Below are 18,046 nucleotides of genomic sequence, written 5' to 3' on the forward strand. Positions count from 1 at the left end.
CGGTATCGGCAAAAACGACCGGCGATTGTCGCCGCGACCGGCTCGGGACCGCGCGAGGTGGTCCCAGGTCAGGCCGCCCGCAGCACCGCCGTCCGCAGATCGATCTCGCTCGGCACGCGCTTGAAACGCAACACGCGGTAACCGGCAGCCGTCAGCATGCCGTCGCGCGCCGCCACCTCGGCGGCATCGCGCGCGTGGCTCGCGTCGTCCAGTTCGATCAGCGCCAGCACGTCGAACTCGCGGCTGCACACCACGAAGTTCGCGAACTGCCGCTCGAAGCGGCCGCGCGTTGACCGGTGGCTCGCCGTCAGCAGCGCCGACAGCGACACCTGCGCCAGCACCCGCTGGTCCGGAAACGCCTCGCACAGCCGCTCGAACATCGGCTGCTCCTGCTTGCCCAGCGGCCGCCGCGCCACCGGTGCCGCACCCGGTTCGCGCGCCGCCCGGTTCTTCATCACGCCCAGCGCGGCCAGGCCGGCCAGCAGCAACACGGTCAACACCAGCACGATCGTCATGCGCGAACCCTTGCATCGAATTGCGATCGGGCGATTGTGCGGGACCCCACCCATCCAAGGGGGTTGCCGGGCGTCACGTCGACACGCCGGGTGTAACCAAGCTCCGCAATTGCAACCGGACACCGTGCACTGCGTCACACAGGCATCAGTCTTGCTCATACCGGTTTCTGTTTTTGTCATATTGGTGCCTTCCCTGAGTCGTGGTCAATCGATCACGGCAGCGGGCGGCACGCGAGGAGAAGTCATTTGCCAGGACCCCGCATGCCCACCCCGATTCGACCCGTTCTGCGCGCTGGCGCCGTGCTGTGCTGCGCACTTGTGCTGGCGGCCTGCGGCAGCAAACGCGAGGGTGCGACGCAGGTGGCCGCCAAGGTGAACAAGCAGGAGATCTCGGTCCACCAGATCAACTTCCTGATGCAGCGCCAGGGCAACCTGAAGCCGGAGCAGGTCGAGACCGCGAGCCGCAAGACGCTCGACGCACTGATCGACCAGGAACTCGCGCTGCAGGCCGCCAACGAGCAGCGCCTCGACCGCGATCCGCGCGTCGTGCAGGCGATCGAGGCCTCGCGCCGCGACATCCTGGCGCGGGCCTATGCCGAGCGGCTGGCCGAGAGCGCCGCAGTGCCGACCGACAAGGAGGTCACCGACTACTACAACGCGCACCCGGAGCTGTTCGCGCAACGCCGCGTCTACACGCTGGTGGAGACGGCCGTCGAGGCCACGCCGGCGCAGCAGCAGGCGCTGAAGCCGCAGCTCGATGCCGCGAAGAACGCCGACGACGTGGCGACCGCGTTGCGCGTGGCCGGCCTGCGCTTCGGCACGCGCCAGCTGACCCAGGGCGCCGACGCGCTGCCGATGCAGGCCGCCGCGCCGATGGTCGCGCTGAAGGAAGGCCAGTCGCACGTGATCAACGGTCCGCTCGGCGCACGCATCCTGACCATCGTGTCGGTGAAGCCCGCGCCGCTGGCCGCCGCGGAAGCGAAGAACGCGATCCAGCAGTACCTGCTGGTCGACCGCAAGCGCCAGGTGGTGGACCAGCAGCTCAAGCAGCTGCGCGCCGCGGCCCGCATCGAGTACCAGGGCAAGTTCGCGCAGGCCGCCGGCGAGCCGGCACCGGCCGACGGCGTTGCGCCGGTGGTCGTCACGACGCCGACCGCGGATGTCTCGGCCACCAGCGCGGCCAGCCCCGCCGCGTCGAGCAACGCGCTCGACGCCTCGTCCGTCAACAAGGGACTCTCGAACCTGAAGTGATGCAAACACCCGCTATCGCCATGACGATGAATCGCCTTGCCCAACGCGCGACCGGTGCCGTCACGGCCGCCGTGCTTGCCGCCGCCTTGCTTGCTGCTTTCACTGCACTCGCGCTCGGCCCGTCGCCCGCGCACGCGCAGACGACCCCCGCGCCCGCCACCACCGCCGCCATCGTGAGCGGCAACGCCCCGGCCGTGCCGCTGGACGCCAAGCAGCCGCGCGAGTACGTGATCGGCGCCGGCGACGTGCTGCGCGTCGCGGTGTACCAGAACCCCGACCTCGCGATCGAGACGCGCGTCTCCGACACCGGCCAAATCAGCTTCCCGCTGCTCGGCCAGGTGACGGTCGGCGGCCTCACGGTGCCGCAGGTCGAGAAGGCGCTGGCCGACGGCCTGCGCACCGGCAACTTCGTCAAGCAGCCGCAGGTGACGGTGCTGGTGACGCAGGTGCGCGGCAACCAGGCCTCGGCGCTCGGCATGGTCAACCGGCCGGGCCGTTTCCCGATCGACGTGAGCGGCATGCGCCTGAGCGAGCTGCTGGCACAGGCCGGCGGCATCGCCCCCGGTGGCAGCGATGTTGTCATCTTGACCGGTATCCGCAACGGGCAGCCCTACCGCCTTCAGGTCGATATTGCCGCACTATTTGCAGGCGGTGCGCAGAACCAGGATCCGGTGGTGCTGAACGGCGACACGATCTACGTCGAGCGCATGCCCACCATCTACATCTACGGCGAAGTGCAACGCCCGGGCGCGATCCGCCTCGAGAGCAACATGACGCTGATGCAGGCGCTCGCCAGTGGCGGCGGCCTGACCCAGCGCGGCACGACGCGCGGGCTGCGCGTGCACCGACGCAACGGCGAAGGCCGCGTCGAAGAGCTGCAGCCCGGGATGAACGACGCGCTGCAGAACGGCGACGTGATCTACATCCGCGAAAGCCTGTTCTGACGAGTCACCCCAAGAAGAACCCCACAACCCTTCACCGCTGCGAGCCTCGCCCATGTCCTTCTCGCAATTCATGTCCATCCTGCGGGCCCGCTGGAAAGCGGCGCTCGCGATGCTGCTCTTCACCCTCGGCACCGCGCTCGCGCTGAGCCTGCTGCTGCCCAAGAAGTACACCGCCAGCGCGGCGCTGGTGATCGACGTCAAGTCGCCCGACCCGATCGCCGGCATGGTGCTGGCCGGCATGATGACGCCGGGCTACATGTCGACCCAGGTCGACATCATCACCAGCGACCGCGTGGCCCAGCGCGTGGTGCGCGACATGAAGCTCAACCAGAACGCCGAGAGCCGCGCGAAGTGGCTCGATGCCACCGACGGCGCCGGCGAGTTCGAGGCCTGGCTGGCCGAGGCGCTGCAGAAGCACCTCGACGTGAAGCCCTCGCGCGAGAGCAACGTGCTGAACGTCAGCTACACCTCGCCCGATCCGAAGTTCAGCGCCGCGCTGGCGAACGCCTTCGTGCAGGCCTACATCGACACCAACCTCGACCTGCGCGTCGACCCGGCCAAGCAGTACAGCAGCTTCTTCGACACCCGTGCGAAGGAGTTGCGCGAATCGCTCGAGAAGGCGCAGGCCAGGCTGTCGACGTACCAGAAGGACAAGGGCCTGGTGTCGACCGACGAACGCTTCGACGTCGAGAACGCCAAGCTGAACGAGCTGTCGACGCAGCTGATCACGCTGCAGGCGCTGAGCGCCGAATCGACCAGCCGCCAGCAGCAGGCCGCGCTGTCGCCGAACCAGCTGCCCGACGTCATCAACAACCCGGTGGTGGGCGGCCTGCGCGCCGACCTGTCGCGCCAGGAGGCCCAGCTGCAGCAGCTGAGCACGCGCCTGGGCGACGCCAACCCGCAGGTGCTGGAGCTGAAGGCCAACATCAACGAACTGCGCTCGCGCTATGACGCCGAGGTGCGCCGCGTCAGCAGCAGCATGGGCGTGAACAACAACATCAACAAGGCGCGCGAGGCCGACGTGCGCAATGCGCTGGAGGCGCAGCGCAGCAAGGTGCTGAAGCTGAAGGACCAGCGCGACGAATCGCAGGTGCTGCAGCGCGACCTCGAGGCCGCGCAGCGCGCCTACGACGCGGTCGGCGCGCGGCTGACGCAGACCAGCCTGGAGAGCCAGAACAACCAGACCAACATCTCGGTGCTGACGCGCGCGTCGGTGCCGGCACGCCATTCGTCGCCGCGGCTGCTGCTGAACATGCTGGTCGCGGTGTTCCTCGGCGGCATGCTGGCGGTGGGCATCGCGCTGCTGCGCGAGCTGATCGACCGCCGCGTGCGCAGCCCGGAAGACCTGGTGCGCACCATCGGCCTGCCGGTGATCGGCAGCATTCCGCAGCCCATTCGCAAGCGGCTGCTCGGCGGCAAGCAGCGCTTCGTGCTGCCGCATCGGGTGCTGGCGCGGCTGCCGGGTGCTTCATCGAAACTGGCCGTCGCCAACGGCACGAGGGGGCGCTGAGCCATGGCGAACATGAGAGACGGAATGGCCGGCTTCGGCGGCAGCGCACGCGGGCTGAACGGCGTCGGCGGCGTCAACGGCACCGGCCAGGGCGACGGCGCGGACAGCGCCTACACCGACCGCCCGCAAGGCGGCCAGCAACTGCACGACCGCAGCATCGGCGACATCATTGCCGGGCTGAAGAACCTGTCGTCGCAGCAGGTCGAGACGGTGCTGGCCTACCAGCGCCAGCACCGGCTGCGCTTCGGCGAGGCGGCGGTGGCGCTCGGTTTCGCGAGCGACGACGACGTGCTGTACGCGCTGTCGCAGCAGTTCCACTACCCGTATGCGCCCGAGGAGCGGCGCGACCTGAGCCGCGAGCTGGTCGCCGCGGTGCAGCCGTTCAGCCAGCAGGCCGAGTCGTTCCGTGCGATCCGCAGCCAGTTGATGATGCGGCTGTTCTCGGCCAACGAGCCGAAGCGCGCGCTGGCGGTGGTGAGCCCCGAGCCGGGCGACGGCAAGACCTTCTTCGCGGCCAACCTCGCGGTCACGCTGGCCCAGCTGGGCGGGCGCACGCTGCTGGTCGATGCCGACATGCGCGGCCCGCGCCAGCACGAGGTGTTCGCGGTGCCGAACGGTGCCGGGCTGTCGAACGTGCTGAGCGGCCGCAAGGAAACCAACGTCATCCACCAGGTGCCCGACCTGCCGAGCCTGTTCCTGCTGCCGGTCGGCGTGACGCCGCCGAATCCACTGGAGCTGGTCGAGCGGCCGGCCTTCAAGCTGCTGCTGCGCGAGCTGCTGTCGAAGTTCGACCACGTGCTGGTCGACACGCCGGCCGCGTCGTACGGCGCCGATGCCGGCGTGATCGCGGCGCGCTGCGGCTCGGCGCTGGCGATCGCGCGCAAGAACCAGTGCCACATGAACGGCCTGCAGGACCTCGTCACCAGCCTCGCGGAGAGCCCCGCGAAGCTCGCCGGCGTCGTCCTCAACGACTACTGACATGGCCGCCTTGCCGACCCCGGGACCGGACGCGAGGTGGCGCGCGCTCGCCACGCCGTGGCTGCTGCCCGCGCTCGGCCTCGTGGCCATGTACGGCCCGAGCTTCTTCGACCTGCTGAACGGCATCTGGCGCACCGACGAGCAGGGCCACGGCCCGATCGTGCTCGGCATCTCGATCTGGCTGCTGGTGCGGGCCTGGCCGGCCGCGATGTCGGTGCCGGGTGACCGGCCGCGCCCCTGGCTCGCCTGGCCGATGCTGCTGGTGGGTGCGCTGTCGTATGCGCTCGGCCGCTCGCAAGGCATCCTGATCCTCGAGATCGGCTCGCTGCTGTGGATGCTGGTCGGCCTGGTGCTGCTGCTGCGCGGCCCGGGCGCGCTGAAGCGGATGTGGTTCCCGCTGTTCTTCATGATCTTCATGATCCCGCTGCCCGGCACGGTGGTCGATGCGCTGACGCAGCCGATGAAGCTCGCGGTGTCGTACGTCGCCGAGAACATCCTGTACCGCATCGGCTACCCGATCAGCCGCACCGGCGTGATCCTGCAGATCGGCCAGTACCAGCTGCTGGTGGCCGATGCCTGCGCCGGCCTGCACACCTTGTTCACGCTCGAGGCGCTCGGGCTGCTGTACCTGAACCTGGTGCGGCATGCCTCGGTGTTCCGCAACGTGGCGCTCGCGATCCTGATCGTGCCGATCAGCTTCTGCGCCAACGTGATCCGCGTGATGGTGCTGACACTGATCACCTACCACTTCGGCGACGAGGCCGGCCAGGGCTTCCTGCACGGCTTTGCCGGGCTGGTGCTGTTCATGGCCGCGCTGCTGCTGATCACCGGCGCCGATTCGCTGCTGCGGCTCGGCGTGCGGCACAAGGCGGCGGCATGAGCACGGCCTTCGTTCCGAACTGGAAGCGCGCCGCTGCAGCGCTCGCGCTGATGCTGGGTGCGGTGGTGCTCGCGCAGGCCTTCACGCCGCGCGCGCGGCTGGCCGCGCTCAGCAGCGACCTGAAGCTCGAGACCGCGATCCCGCGCGCGTTCGCCGGCTGGCGTGTCGACAACGGCACGGTCGCGCAGGTGATCAACCCGCAGCAGGTCGCGCTGCTGAACACGCTGTATGCGCAGACGCTGACGCGCACCTACATCGGCCCGACCGGCGAGCGGGTGATGCTGTCGATCGCGTACGGCGCGGCGCAGGCCGGCGAGCTCGAGCTGCACCGGCCCGAGGTCTGCTACGTGGCGCAGGGCTTCCAGATCCGCGGCGGCGGCCACACCGCGCTGCAGGCCGACGCGAGCCGCGTGCCGGTGCAGCGGCTGCTCGCCAGCCTCGGGCCGCGCAGCGAACCGATCAGCTACTGGATGCGCGTCGGCGACGACGTGATCCCGTCCGGCATGCAGCAGCAGGTCTCGCGCATGAAGCAGGGCCTGCGCGGCTGGATCCCCGACGGCCTGCTGTTCCGCGTGTCGAGCATCGCGACCGACACCGCCCCGGCCTACGCGATGCAGGAGCGCTTCATGGCCGACCTGCTGCAGTCGGTCGATCCGCGCACGCGGCGCTTCCTGATCGGGCCGGTGAGCCCGTCGCAGGGTCCTTCTGACGCGAGCGTCGCCGCCACCGCCCCGTGACGAGATGCCCATGAACCCGCCCGACGTCTCCGTCGTCATCGTCAACTACAACGGCCTGCGCTTCCTGCCCGAGTGCCTGGACACCGTCCGCGCCGCGTTCACGCGCCACAGCGCCGAGGTCATCGTGATCGACAACGCGTCGGTCGACGGCAGCCAGGCCTTCCTGCGCACGCGGCCCGACATCCGCTACATCGAATCGACCGAGAACCTCGGCTTCACCGGCGGCAACAACCGCGCCGCGCGCGAGGCGAGCGGCCGCGTGCTGCTGCTGCTGAACAACGACACACGTTGCGACGGCAGCCTCGACGCGCTGGTCGACGAGGCGCTGCAGCCCGAGGTCGGCGTCGCCGGCTGCCACCTGGTGTATGGCGACGGGCGGCTGCAGTTCTCGGTCGGCTTCGAGCACACGCCGGTGCGCATCGCGCTGTCGTGGCTGGGGCTGGAGAAGCAATGGCGCACGCCGGACGTGTTCCGCCGCGTGCAGACGCGGCCCGGCTTCTATGCGCAGTCGAGCCCGTCGGTCGACTGGGTGTCGGGTGCCTGCCTGGCCACGCGGCGCGAGGTGTGGGAGCGCCTGGGCGGCCTCGACGACGCCTTCTTCATGTACTGCGAAGACGTCGACTACGGCCGCCGCGTGCGCCAGCTCGGGCTGCGCGCCAGCTACCGCGCCGACGTGACGGTCACCCACTACGAAGGCGCGGGCAAGGCCTGGGCCGGCCGCGCGACGGTGCTGCGCACGCTGCGCTCGTACCTGCTGTTCGTCACCAAGCATTTCGGGCGCGGCGCGGCGTCGCGGCTCGCGCTGTCGCTCGGGCTGGTGTTCTCGGCCAAGGCGCTGGCGCATGCCGGCCGGGCCGTGCTGTCGCAGACCGCCGAGCGCCGCGCGCTGCAGCGCGACAAGCGCAACGGCTACTTCAATGCGGCGCAGCAGTCGTTCGCGGCGTGGTGGAAGCAGGCGCCGGTGGTGGCGAGATGATCGGATTCTTGTTTCCGTCCGCCCTGAGCCTGTCGAAGGGCCGGGCTGAGCTTGTCGAAGCCCTCGTGCCAGGGCACCAACCCTTCGACGGACGGGCCTTCGACAAGCTCAGTCCCTGCTCAGGGCGAACGGGGGGGATGCCATGAGATTCGCCGGCCGCCTCCTCTGCCTGATCGCCTTCGTGTCGCTGCTGTCGCAGTTCGGCAAGACGCTGCTGGGCATGGCCCACGTGCCCAACATCATCCCGCCGCTGCGCGACGGGCTGTTGCTGCTGCTGGTGCTGTTCGCGATCAGCCGCACCGATGTCTTCAAGGCGCGCGGCTTCTACCTGTGGGCGCTGCTGTGCATCGCGGCGATCTCGGCCACGGTGTTCGTCGCCGCGTTCGACGACCGCCACATCCCCGGCCTGTACTACGCCCGCATCTACCTGCTGCCGCTGCTGTTCGCGGTGGCGCTCGAAGGCATCGTGCTGCGCGCGAGCGACGACGACGTGCGCGCGCTGCTGCGCATGAGCTTCTGGTGCGGCCTGCTCGTCGTGTTCATCGCGTTCGGCATCTTCGCCGCGGTCGAACTCAGCCCGCGCCTGCTGCGCACGCTGATGGGCGACGACACCGGCACCGGCCCGCTCGCAAGCGCCTGGTACATCGCCGGTGGCACCTGGCTGCGCATGGGCCTGCCGGCCACCGGTCCGAACTCGCTCGGCCTCGCGCTCGGGCTGTATGCATTGCTGGTCGGCGGCGTGCTGTTCTCGCGCAGGCCGCGGCCGGTGCCGAGCGTCGTCGTGGTGGCCGCGCTGGTGTTCGCACTGCTCGCAGTCGCCCTCACCTTCTCGCGCAGCAGCTGGCTCGCGATCATGCTGGGCACCGCGGCGCTGGTGCTGGCCTGCGTGCCCGGCGGCGTGCTGTTCAGCCCGGCCAACCTGACGCGCATGGTGCTGGCCGGCGCGGTCTCGGTCGCGCTGATGGGCGTGGCTCTGTTGCTGCTCGACAGCTACAGCGACGGTGCCGTCAGCCGCTGGGCGCTGCTCAACTTCAGCGGCACCGACCCGTCGATGGTCGGCCACCACAAGTCCTTCGTGATGGCGATCGAATCGCTGGACGACTACGCCTGGCTCGGCTACCCGAAGGGCACGGTCGGCGCGCGCGCGGCGCTGTTCGGCGGCACGCTCTACAACGTCGAGAACAGCTTCCTCGCGGTGTTCTTCGACATGGGGCTGCCGCTGGGCGCGCTGTTCATGCTGTCGATCGCCGGCATGTTGTCGGGGCTGTGGGTGCACCGCAGCCAGTGGTCGGTGCTGATCGGCTTCACGGTCTGCGCGTTCTTCCTGCCGTACAACTTCGAGCCCGACATCGTCGTGTTCTTCCTGTTCGTCTTCACGCTGCTCGGCCGTTTCATGCACGGCCATGCCGCGGTCTTCGCGCCGCCGCGCGCGCCCTCGCTCTACCAGTCCACCCTCGCCACGCATGAACTTGCCTGAATCGCCGGCCCCCGCGGCGACGGTCGCATCGACCCCGCGCGTGCTGCTGCTCGCGCCCTTCCTCTACGGTGAAGGCTCCGCCAACGGCGGGGCGGCGCTCTGCTGGGCCCAGCTGAAGGAGCTGGCCGGCGTCGCGACGGTCGCGTTCCTCGGCTTCCACGGTGCGGATGGTGCCCAGGGCGACGAGCGAGAGTCGCGCGACCTCGCGAGCCTGAAATCGCACTGCGCCGAAGTCGACAGCGTGCCGCTGCAGATCGCGCGCAGCGCGGTGCTGCGTGCGCGCCTCGGCTCGTTCGCGTTCGGCGAACCGGAGCTGGCGCGACTGTGCCGCACGCCGGCGATGGAAGCCGCGCTGCGCGCGATGCTGCAGCGCTTCCGCCCCGACGTGGTGTGGATCCAGTTCCCGCAGATGGCGCAGTACGTCGAACTGTGCGACGGCATTCCTTGCGTGATGGACGTGCAGGACGCCTACAGCCTGTCGGGCTTCCGGCAGGCGCAGCGCGCGCCGGGCCCGCGCAACTGGCTGAACTGGGTCGCGTGGGCGCGCTACGAGGCGCGCCACTACCCGCGCTTCGCCGCGGCGCTGACCTTGTCCGAACAGGATGCGCAGGTGCTGCACGCGCTGAACCCGGCCACGCGCGCGCTGGCCATGGGGCTGCCGCTGGCCGACGACCAGGCGCTGCAGCGGTCGCACGTCGCCGCCGTGGCCGGCCAGGTCGGCTTCGCCGGCAGCTTCGGCCATCAACCGAATCTCGAAGGCATGGCTTGGTTCCTGCGCGACATCTGGCCACGCGTGCGCGAGCGCCTGCCGCAGGCGCGCTTCGTGGTCGCCGGCCGCAACCCGCCGGCCACGCTGACGGCGCAGGCCGGCGATGGTAGCGGTGTCGAGTTCAGCGGCTTCGTGCCCGACATCCATGCGTTCTATGCGAGCAACGCCGTCACCGTGGTGCCGCTGGTCAGCGGCGGCGGCGTGAAGATCAAGACGGTCGAGGCGATGCTCGCCGGCTCGGCGGTGGTGTCGACGCGCATCGGCGTCGAAGGCACCGGCGCGCTCGACGGCTGCCACGCGATGGTGGCCGACGAGGCGCAGGCCTTCGCCGACCACATCGTGCGGGTGCTGTCGGACGATGCGCTGCGCGCGCGGCTGTCGGAGGCGGCACGCCAGCATGCGGGCGTCGCGTTCTCGGCCAGCTCGTGGCGCGAGCGGGTCATCACCTCGCTGAGCGAGGCCACCGCATGAGCAATGTGCCGATGGACAGCCAGCACAAGATGTCCGCGGCTCGCGGCACGATGTGGGCCTACGTGCAGAACTGGGCCGCGCGCGGCATCACCTTCATCGTGTTCTTCGCGCTCGCGCGCCTGCTCGGCCCCGCCGAGTTCGGCGCGTTCGCGGTCGCGATGGTGTTCCTGACGCTGGGCGAGATCTTCGTCGAGCAGCTGTTCGGCCACGCGCTGGTGCAGCGCGCGACGCTGAGCCCCGAGCACATCAACGCCGCGTTCTGGACCACGATGGCCTGCGGCATCACGCTGGTGCTGCTGGCGCTGACCTGCGCGCCGCTGTTCGCACGCGCCTTCGACAGCGAAGGCATCCAGCCGGTGATCATGGCGCTGTCGCCGGTGTTCCTGCTGATGGCGCTGTCGGCGGTGCCGGCCGGGCTGCTGCGCCGCTCGCTCGACTACCGCACGCTCGCGCGCCGCACCGCCACCGCCAACCTGCTGAGCGGCGCGGTCGCGATCGTCGCGGCGCTGATGGGGCTGGGCGTCTGGTCCTTCGTGCTGCAGCAGCTGTGCTTCCACGTCACCGGCACCGTGATCCTGTGGCGCCACGAGAGCTGGCGCCCGCGCTGGGCCTTCGACCGCCGCGCACTGCACGACCTGTCGGGCTTCTCGGCGCGCATCACCTTCGTCAAGCTGCTCGACCTGGCCGAGACCCGCGTGGTCGAACTGGTCGTCGGCCGCCAGATGGGCCTGGCCCTGCTCGGCAACTACGCGCTCGCGGCCCGCGCGCAGCTCGCCGCGACGCAGCTGCTGGCCGCGCCGCTGTGGGATTCATCGATCTCGGTGTTCGCCCGCGCGCAGGTCAATCGCGACGCGCTGCTCGACGCGATCGCATCGCGCTCGCTGCTGGCCGCGACCTTCATCGTGCCGGCCTTCCTGCTGGCCGGCGGCTCGGGCGCGGTGCTGGTGCCGGCGGTGTTCGGCAGCCAGTGGCACGACGCGGTCGCGCCCTTCCAGATCCTGTGCCTGTTGGGTGCATTGCGCACCATCGCCTTGCTGTATTCGTCGGCGGTGCAAGCAACCGGTGCGGCCGGCGCGATGGTTCAGGTCGGCATCGTGCGCTGCGCCTGCAGTTTCCTGGTACTGCCCTTGCTGTTGCCCTTCGGTCCCGCGGGCGTTGCCGCCAGCCTGTTGTTCGGCCAGATGGCGGCGGTGCCCATCATCTTCCGCGTCATCCGTCTCTCCCTGGAGATCCAAGCCATGCCCATCATCCGTCAGATCGCCAAGCCGGTGCTGGCCGCCGTCCTCGCCGCCGCCGTCGGCTTCGCCATCGCGAACTTCGCGCAGACCCGTGTCAATCCGGTGGTCGGATCGGTGGTGAGCCTGGGCATCAGCGCGGCGCTGTATGCGTTGCTGATCGTCGCGCTGATGCCGCGCGTGCTGCTGCGGCATGTGTCGCGGCTGCCCGGCGCGGTGGGGGCCGGTGGCGTGCGCTTGCTGGAAGGCGTGGTGCGCCTGAACGACGGCATGATGGTGCGGGCCTACCGCCTGCTGATGACGCTGGCGCGGCCGTTCGCGGCCCAGCCGGCGAAGCCCGGCGAGGTGGTGATCGTGATCGCCGATGCGTACTCGATGATCGGCTCGGTCGGCGACCAGGCGCTGGTCGGCGGGCTGACCACGCTGCTGAAACAGGCCGGCATCAAATCGGCCCGCGTGCTGTGCCGGCCCGGTGTGGACATGCCGGTCGGCGGCGACGTGGCCTTCACCGCGATGCCGCTGTGGGGCCGCCTCGGCCAGGCCGGTGCGGTCGCGAACGAGTTGGCCAAGGCGCGCGCGCTGATCGTGATCGGCGCCGACGTGCTCGACGGCTTCTACTCCCGCTTCGAATCGATGCTGCGGCTCGAGGTGGCCGGCTTCGCGGCGCGCCGCGGCGTGCCGGCGATGGTGTGCAGCTTCAGCTTCAACGACCGGCCCGATCCGGCGATGGCCGGTGCGTTCCGCAAGCTGCCGCAAGGCGTCACGCTGCTGTGCCGCGATGCGGTGTCGCGCGAGCGGGTCGCGCAGCTGGTGGGCGAGCGGGTGAAGCTGACGGCCGACCTCGGCTTCCTGCTGGAACCCTCGCCGTCGAGCGAACTCGAAAGCAGCGTCGCCACGTGGCTGAAGCAAGGCCCTCGCGGCACCGGCCCGGTGATCGCATGGAACCTGTCGCCGCATTCGCTGAAGCTGCTGTCGGCGAAGCAGCGCGACGATGCCGTGTCGGCCTCGGCCGCCGCGATCGCGCGCCTGGTGAACGAGCGCGATGCGCGCGTGGTGCTGGTGCCGCATGATTTCCGCCCGCACGCGAGCGACCCCGAGATGCTGGCCGACGTGTTCTCGCGCCTGCCGGCCGAGGTGCAGCCGCGCGTGCTGCTCGCGCAAGGCCCGTACACCGCGGCCGACGTGAAGCAGTGCTGCCAGCATTTCGACCTGGTGCTGACCGGCCGCATGCACCTGATGATCGCGACGCTCGGCCGCGACATCCCGGTGGTGGCCGTCGAGTACCAGGGCAAGTTCGCCGGTGCGCTGCGCCACTTCGGGCTCGGCGCGGAATCGCTGCTGAGCCCGCTGGAGGTCTGCGATCCGGACAGCTTGTACCGCTGCGTCTGCGCGCGCCTGGACGCACTGGCCGACACGCGCGCGCAGATCCGTTCGCGCCGCCCGGCGGTCGAACAACTGGCCTCGGCGGCCCTCGCCGTGCAACTGGGAGCATGAGCCATGAACGTGGTCACCCGCGGTCTTCTTCGAGCGGTCCTCGCGCTGGCCTGCTGTGCGGCGTCGTGGTCGGCGTGGTCCGCCACGCCCTACCAGCTGGGCATCTACTACTACCCCGGCTGGTCGCCCAACGTGAAGGGCGCGGCCGAGCCTGACACCTGGTCGTCGATCAAGCCGTTCGCGAAGGACCGCGAGCCGATGCTCGGCTGGTACCGCGACGACAAGGCCGTCACGCTCGACCGCCAGCTCGGCTGGATGGCCGACGCCGGCATCTCGTTCGTGATCTTCGACTGGTACTGGGAGAACGCGAAGCCGGCGTTGCAGACCTCGGTGCTGGCCTACCTGGCCGCGGCGCAGCGCTCGAAGGTCAAGTACACGCTGATGTGGGCCAACCACACGGCCGAGCCGAAGACGCTGGCCGAGTGGGATGCGCTGGTCGATTTCTGGATCGCCAACCACATGAAGCGGCCGGAGTACCTGCGCATCGACAACAAGCCGGTGATGTTCGTGTTCTCGCCCGACGTGCTGCGCAGCCAGGCGACCGCGATGCAGACGACGACCGCGGCGATGCTGACCCGCGCGCGGGCCCGCGCCAGCGCCGCCGGGCTGCCGGGCATCTACTTCGTGCTCGGCGTGGTGGCCTCGCAGTTCTGGGTCAGGGACTACGCGTTCAACGGCGGCTTCGACGCGATCTCGGCCTACAACTACCACTTCGGCATCGCCGGCGAGGATTCGACGCGCACCCCGTACTCGAAGAGCTACGACGAGCTCGACCAGTACTACCGCATGCAGTGGAACTGGATCGTGAAGTACAGCAAGCTGCCGTACTTCGTGCCGATGACGGCCGGCTGGGACCGCACACCGTGGGGCGGCAGCTCGCAGCCGGGGCACGACAACTCGGTGTCGACGCCGTCCACCTTCGAGGCCCACCTGCGCGCCGGCAAGGCGCTGATGGACGCCAACCCCGACCGCACGAAGCGCATCGGCGTGCTGTGCTGCTGGAACGAATACGGCGAGGGCTCGATCATCGAGCCGACCAAGAAGTTCGGCATGCAGTACCTGGAGAGGATTCAGGATGTCTTCGTCCCCTGACGCGGCCAGCGCGTTGCGCGTGACGGTGCTGCTGCCGCGGCACCTGGACGTGGCCGCCTGGGCGCAGCGCCATGCGCGCGGCGAGGTGCCCGACGCAACGCCCTACGGCTACCACCATGCGCTGCAGCAGGGCTGCAGCCTGAGCTTCTCGCGCGCGACACCGACCTGGCCGGGTGCGTTCGGCCTGGTCGACCGCGCGCTGCGCAAGCTGGTCGGCTTCGACCTGCGGCATGTGTGGGCGAACCGCGCGCTGCTGCGCGCCGACCGCACCGACGTGATCTGGACGCACACCGAGTACGAGCACCTGGGCGTCGGGCTGCTGCGCCGCGCGGGCATCGTCACCGCACCGATCATTGCGCAGTCGATCTGGCTGGTCGACGAATGGAGTCGCTGGTCGGGTGTGCGCCGCCGCTTCGTGCGCTGGCTGATGGGCGATGCCGAGGCGGCCACCTTCCACTCGCCGCTGAACATGGTGCGCGCCCGCGAGCTCGACCTGGGCGAGCGGCAGGTGATCGTCGACTTCGGCATCTCGCTCGACAGCTACCCGATCGCCACCGAGCGGCCGCAGGCCGAACTCGACGGCACGCGGCCGCTGCATGTGCTGGCGCTCGGCAACGACCGGCACCGCGACTGGGAGACGCTCGCGCAGGCGCTGGGCGGCCGCGCCGGCGTCGAGCTGCGGATCGGCTCGAGCCATTTCCCGGCGCGCCTGGCACAGCCCAACATCAGCGCGCAGGCGATGACGCAGGCCGAGGTGGTCGCGAACTACGGCTGGGCCGATTGCGTCGTGGTGCCGCTGCATGAGAACCTGCACGCCTCCGGCCTGACCGCGGTGCTCGAAGCGACCGCGCGCGGCGTGCCGGTGATCGCCACGCGGGCCGGCGGGCTCGACCACTACTTCGACGACGACGGCATCGCGTTCTGCGCGCCGCACGACGCGGCCGACCTGTGGCGCGCGATCGATGCGCTGGTGACGACGCCGGGCCGGCGCGCAGCCCAGGTCGCGCAGGCGCAGCAGCGGCTGCTCGATCGGCGCCTCAGCTCGGAGGGCTTCGCGATGCGCCATGTCGAGCTGAGCCGCCGTCTCGTCGGTGCGGGCCATGAGCCCGCGGCCGTTCCTGCCACGACCTTGCGCACACCTTGATGACGATCACGACCACCCGCCGCCCGCGCCTCGGCGTGGACTTCCACACCTGGGACGGCATCTTCCAGGGCTCGCGCAGCCACATCCTCGGGCTGTACCGCGAGGCGATCCGGCTCGCGCCGGACATCGACTTCGTGTTCCTGCTCGACGGCATCGACAGCCTGCGCGAGGCGCACGCCGAGTTCCGTGCGCCGAACGTCGAACTGGTGCGCATGACGCACCAGCGCGCGCCGATCCGTCTCGGGCTGCAACTGCCGTGGCTGCAATGGAAGCACCGCATCGACCTGCTGCACATGCAGTACCGGCTGCCGTTCGTGCGCACCGGCGCCTGCGCGGTCACGATCCACGACCTGCTGTTCGAGACGCACCCGCAGTTCTTCCCGCGCAGCTTCGTGCTGCAGTCGAAGCTGACGTTCCGGCATGCGGCGCGGCGCGCGAAGCTGCTGTTCGCGGTGAGCCGGTTCTCGAAGGGCGAGATCGCGCGGCTGTACGGCGTGACCGCGGATGACATCGCGATCACCTACAACGGCGTCGACCCGCAGCGCTTCAGGCCCGGCCCCGATGGCGCCGACGCGGTGCGCGAGCTCGGGCTGGAACCCGGCGGCTACCTGCTGACGGTAGGCCGGCTGGAGCCGCGCAAGAACCACGAGACGCTGATCCATGCGTATGCCGAGCTCGGTGCCGATGCGCCGCCGCTGGTGATCGTCGGCCAGCGCGACTTCAGCTACGAGCAGATCGACCGGGCGGTCGTGAAGCATGGCCTGCAGCAGCGCGTGCGTTTTTTGTCGAGCGTGGGCGACCAGGCCTTGCCGGCGGTGATGCGGCATGCGCTGGCGTTCGCGTACCCGGCGTTTGCCGAAGGCTTCGGCATGCCGGTGGCCGAGGCGATGGCGAGCGGCGTGCCGGTGATCACGTCCAACACGACGTCGCTGCCCGAGGTGGGCGGTGCGGCGGCGCTGTATGCCGACCCGAATTCCAGCGCCGAGCTGGCCGCCGCGTTGCGGCAGGTGCTCGGCGATGCGGCCTTGCGCGAGCGCATGCGCGTGCAGGGCCTGGAGCAGGTGCGCCAATTCGACTGGCAGCAGTCGGCGCAGGTGCTGGTGCACGGTGTGCGCCGCTTTTTCGAACCGGGCCGCATGCAAGCTCACATCCAGACCTGACCATGAACAAGACCCTCCGCATCCTCGGCACGCGCGGCGTGCCGGCCGCCCACGGCGGTTTCGAGACCTTTGCCGAGCACCTGGCGCTGTACCTGGTGGAGCGCGGCTGGCGCGTGATCGTGTACTGCCAGGAGGACGGCACCGGCCCGGTGTTCGAAGACAGCTGGCGCGGTGTCGAGCGGGTGCGCATGCCGGTGGATGCGCCCGGGCCGAAGGGCACGATCCTGTTCGACTGGCAGGCCACGCGCCATGCCGCGAAGCACCGCGACCTGTGCCTGACGCTCGGCTACAACACGGCGGTGTTCTGCACGCTGCTGCGGTTGAAGGGCGTGCCGAACCTGATCAACATGGACGGCATCGAGTGGTCGCGCGCGAAGTGGGGCGGTGTCGCGAAGACCTGGTTCTGGATGAACGACTGGGCCGGCTGCTGGCTCGGCAACCACCTGGTGGCCGACCACCCGGAGATCAAGCACCACCTGAGCACGCGCGTGAACGCGAACAAGGTGACGACGATCGCCTATGGGGCCGACCCGCTGCGCGACATGCCGACCGGCCCGGTACACGGCCTGGGCCTGGAGCCCGGCCGCTACCTGACGCTGGTGGCCAGACCCGAGCCGGAGAACTCGATCCTGGAGGTGGTGCAGGGTTTCTCGCGCGCGCCGCGCGGCGTGACGCTGACGGTGCTGGGCAACTATTCGGCGGACAACGCGTACCACCGTGCGGTGAAGGAAGCCGCGAGCCCCGAGGTGAAGTTCGTCGGTGCGATCTATGACAAGCCGACGGTGCAATCGCTGCGTTTCCACAGCATGGCGTATGTGCACGGCCACCAGGTGGGCGGCACCAACCCGTCGCTGGTGGAGGCGCTCGGCGCCGGCAACGCGGTGATCGCGCACGACAACCGATTCAACCGTTGGGTGGCCGGCCCGCAGGCTGGCTACTTCAGCGGCGCCGATGGTTTTGCGGCAACGCTCGACGCGGTGCTGAAGGATCCGGCGCGATTGGCCGCGATGCAGCAAGCCAGCCGCAGCCGCTTCGAGGAGTGCTTCACCTGGAACCACATCCTGGCGCAGTACGAGCAGTTGCTGTTGCAGTGGCTGCCGGCGGCTCGCGATGCGGGTGCGCGCGAACAAGGGCGTGCGTCCTGAGATGGGGGTGAAAGAGACCAAATGGGCGGATGAAGCGTGCGGGCGCTCGCATGCTCAACCTTCTGTTCAATCTTTTCCCCCCAACCAGAGCGGCTGGTGCTTAGCGGCGGGTGAGGGGATGGGCTGGGGGCGATTTCTGGGGCGACGAAGAAGATCGGCTTTGGGGATGGTGCGCGCCAGCGCACTTCGTGGACTGACTCATCGGCACTGTTTGACCACAACGAACGAAGTGAGTGGAGGGAGTTTGCCGATGCATCCCCAAAGCCGA

15 protein-coding genes are annotated in these 18,046 nt (G+C 69.7%); 14 read left to right on the top strand and 1 reads right to left on the bottom strand.

The features are described 5' to 3' along the window. Positions 1–68: 68 nt before the first annotated feature. Positions 69–515 (bottom strand): DUF2726 domain-containing protein, encoded by a 447-nt coding sequence (locus BUE42_RS14080; protein ID WP_073465732.1) that lies wholly within the window; start codon positions 513–515, stop codon positions 69–71. A gap of 261 nt (positions 516–776) precedes the next feature. Between BUE42_RS14080 and BUE42_RS14085 the strand changes: the two genes are divergently transcribed. The 14 genes from BUE42_RS14085 (at position 777) to BUE42_RS14150 (ending at position 17,778) form a co-directional block, all read left to right on the top strand. Then, positions 777–1,766: an EpsD family peptidyl-prolyl cis-trans isomerase gene (locus BUE42_RS14085; protein ID WP_073465733.1), complete on the top strand. Its 990-nt coding sequence runs from the start codon at positions 777–779 to the stop codon at positions 1,764–1,766. Positions 1,767–1,792: 26 nt separating this feature from the next. After that, positions 1,793–2,710 carry a polysaccharide export protein EpsE gene (epsE, locus tag BUE42_RS14090; RefSeq protein ID WP_073465754.1) on the top strand — a complete coding sequence of 306 codons (918 nt, stop codon included), beginning with the start codon at positions 1,793–1,795 and terminating at the stop codon, positions 2,708–2,710. A 52-nt stretch (positions 2,711–2,762) separates the two neighbouring features. Continuing rightward, positions 2,763–4,220, top strand: a complete 1,458-nt coding sequence (gene epsF, locus BUE42_RS14095; protein ID WP_073465734.1) for a chain length determinant protein EpsF — start codon at positions 2,763–2,765, stop codon at positions 4,218–4,220. 24 nt (positions 4,221–4,244) lie between these two features. Continuing rightward, positions 4,245–5,198: a polysaccharide biosynthesis tyrosine autokinase gene (locus tag BUE42_RS14100; protein WP_083614125.1), complete on the top strand. Its 954-nt coding sequence runs from the start codon at positions 4,245–4,247 to the stop codon at positions 5,196–5,198. 1 nt (position 5,199) lies between these two features. Beyond that, positions 5,200–6,078, top strand: coding sequence for an exosortase B (gene xrtB / locus BUE42_RS14105; protein WP_073465735.1), 879 nt, complete (start codon positions 5,200–5,202; stop codon positions 6,076–6,078). Beyond that, entirely contained in the window at positions 6,075–6,815 is a 741-nt protein-coding gene (gene epsI / locus BUE42_RS14110; RefSeq protein WP_073465736.1) for an exosortase-associated protein EpsI, B-type, read from the top strand. Before xrtB ends, epsI begins: the two co-directional genes overlap by 4 nt. A gap of 10 nt (positions 6,816–6,825) precedes the next feature. Next, entirely contained in the window at positions 6,826–7,791 is a 966-nt protein-coding gene (locus BUE42_RS14115; protein ID WP_073465737.1) for a glycosyltransferase family 2 protein, read from the top strand. A gap of 142 nt (positions 7,792–7,933) precedes the next feature. Further along, positions 7,934–9,268 carry a hypothetical protein gene (locus BUE42_RS32185; protein WP_073465738.1) on the top strand — a complete coding sequence of 445 codons (1,335 nt, stop codon included), beginning with the start codon at positions 7,934–7,936 and terminating at the stop codon, positions 9,266–9,268. Further along, complete coding sequence (locus BUE42_RS14125) at positions 9,255–10,508, top strand: glycosyltransferase family 4 protein (protein ID WP_159445419.1); 1,254 nt, start codon at positions 9,255–9,257, stop codon at positions 10,506–10,508. The genes BUE42_RS32185 and BUE42_RS14125 overlap by 14 nt, the downstream gene beginning before the upstream one ends. Next, positions 10,505–13,237: an oligosaccharide flippase family protein gene (locus BUE42_RS14130; RefSeq protein ID WP_073465740.1), complete on the top strand. Its 2,733-nt coding sequence runs from the start codon at positions 10,505–10,507 to the stop codon at positions 13,235–13,237. The genes BUE42_RS14125 and BUE42_RS14130 overlap by 4 nt, the downstream gene beginning before the upstream one ends. 3 nt (positions 13,238–13,240) lie before the next feature. Continuing rightward, the gene (locus BUE42_RS14135) at positions 13,241–14,329 is read left to right on the top strand and encodes a glycoside hydrolase family 99-like domain-containing protein (RefSeq protein WP_083614131.1); all 1,089 of its coding nucleotides are present in this window, start codon (positions 13,241–13,243) and stop codon (positions 14,327–14,329) included. Then, a complete protein-coding gene (locus tag BUE42_RS14140) occupies positions 14,313–15,473 on the top strand; it encodes a glycosyltransferase (RefSeq protein ID WP_083614132.1) in 1,161 nt (386 codons plus the stop codon). Before BUE42_RS14135 ends, BUE42_RS14140 begins: the two co-directional genes overlap by 17 nt. After that, positions 15,473–16,633 carry a glycosyltransferase family 4 protein gene (locus tag BUE42_RS14145; RefSeq protein ID WP_073465742.1) on the top strand — a complete coding sequence of 387 codons (1,161 nt, stop codon included), beginning with the start codon at positions 15,473–15,475 and terminating at the stop codon, positions 16,631–16,633. Before BUE42_RS14140 ends, BUE42_RS14145 begins: the two co-directional genes overlap by 1 nt. A gap of 2 nt (positions 16,634–16,635) precedes the next feature. Next, positions 16,636–17,778, top strand: coding sequence for a DUF1972 domain-containing protein (locus tag BUE42_RS14150; RefSeq protein ID WP_073465743.1), 1,143 nt, complete (start codon positions 16,636–16,638; stop codon positions 17,776–17,778). Positions 17,779–18,046 lie beyond the last annotated feature (268 nt).

This window comes from Rhizobacter sp. OV335 (assembly GCF_900142965.1).
Lineage (GTDB): Bacteria > Pseudomonadota > Gammaproteobacteria > Burkholderiales > Burkholderiaceae_C > Rhizobacter.

Coding starts and splice junctions, on each gene's coding strand:
- BUE42_RS14080 (WP_073465732.1), bottom strand. CDS start 515: ATGACGATCGTGCTGGTGTTGACCGTGTTGCTGCTGGCCGGCCTGGCC.
- BUE42_RS14085 (WP_073465733.1), top strand. CDS start 777: ATGCCCACCCCGATTCGACCCGTTCTGCGCGCTGGCGCCGTGCTGTGC.
- epsE (WP_073465754.1), top strand. CDS start 1,793: ATGAATCGCCTTGCCCAACGCGCGACCGGTGCCGTCACGGCCGCCGTG.
- epsF (WP_073465734.1), top strand. CDS start 2,763: ATGTCCTTCTCGCAATTCATGTCCATCCTGCGGGCCCGCTGGAAAGCG.
- BUE42_RS14100 (WP_083614125.1), top strand. CDS start 4,245: ATGGCCGGCTTCGGCGGCAGCGCACGCGGGCTGAACGGCGTCGGCGGC.
- xrtB (WP_073465735.1), top strand. CDS start 5,200: ATGGCCGCCTTGCCGACCCCGGGACCGGACGCGAGGTGGCGCGCGCTC.
- epsI (WP_073465736.1), top strand. CDS start 6,075: ATGAGCACGGCCTTCGTTCCGAACTGGAAGCGCGCCGCTGCAGCGCTC.
- BUE42_RS14115 (WP_073465737.1), top strand. CDS start 6,826: ATGAACCCGCCCGACGTCTCCGTCGTCATCGTCAACTACAACGGCCTG.
- BUE42_RS32185 (WP_073465738.1), top strand. CDS start 7,934: ATGAGATTCGCCGGCCGCCTCCTCTGCCTGATCGCCTTCGTGTCGCTG.
- BUE42_RS14125 (WP_159445419.1), top strand. CDS start 9,255: ATGAACTTGCCTGAATCGCCGGCCCCCGCGGCGACGGTCGCATCGACC.
- BUE42_RS14130 (WP_073465740.1), top strand. CDS start 10,505: ATGAGCAATGTGCCGATGGACAGCCAGCACAAGATGTCCGCGGCTCGC.
- BUE42_RS14135 (WP_083614131.1), top strand. CDS start 13,241: ATGAACGTGGTCACCCGCGGTCTTCTTCGAGCGGTCCTCGCGCTGGCC.
- BUE42_RS14140 (WP_083614132.1), top strand. CDS start 14,313: ATGTCTTCGTCCCCTGACGCGGCCAGCGCGTTGCGCGTGACGGTGCTG.
- BUE42_RS14145 (WP_073465742.1), top strand. CDS start 15,473: ATGACGATCACGACCACCCGCCGCCCGCGCCTCGGCGTGGACTTCCAC.
- BUE42_RS14150 (WP_073465743.1), top strand. CDS start 16,636: ATGAACAAGACCCTCCGCATCCTCGGCACGCGCGGCGTGCCGGCCGCC.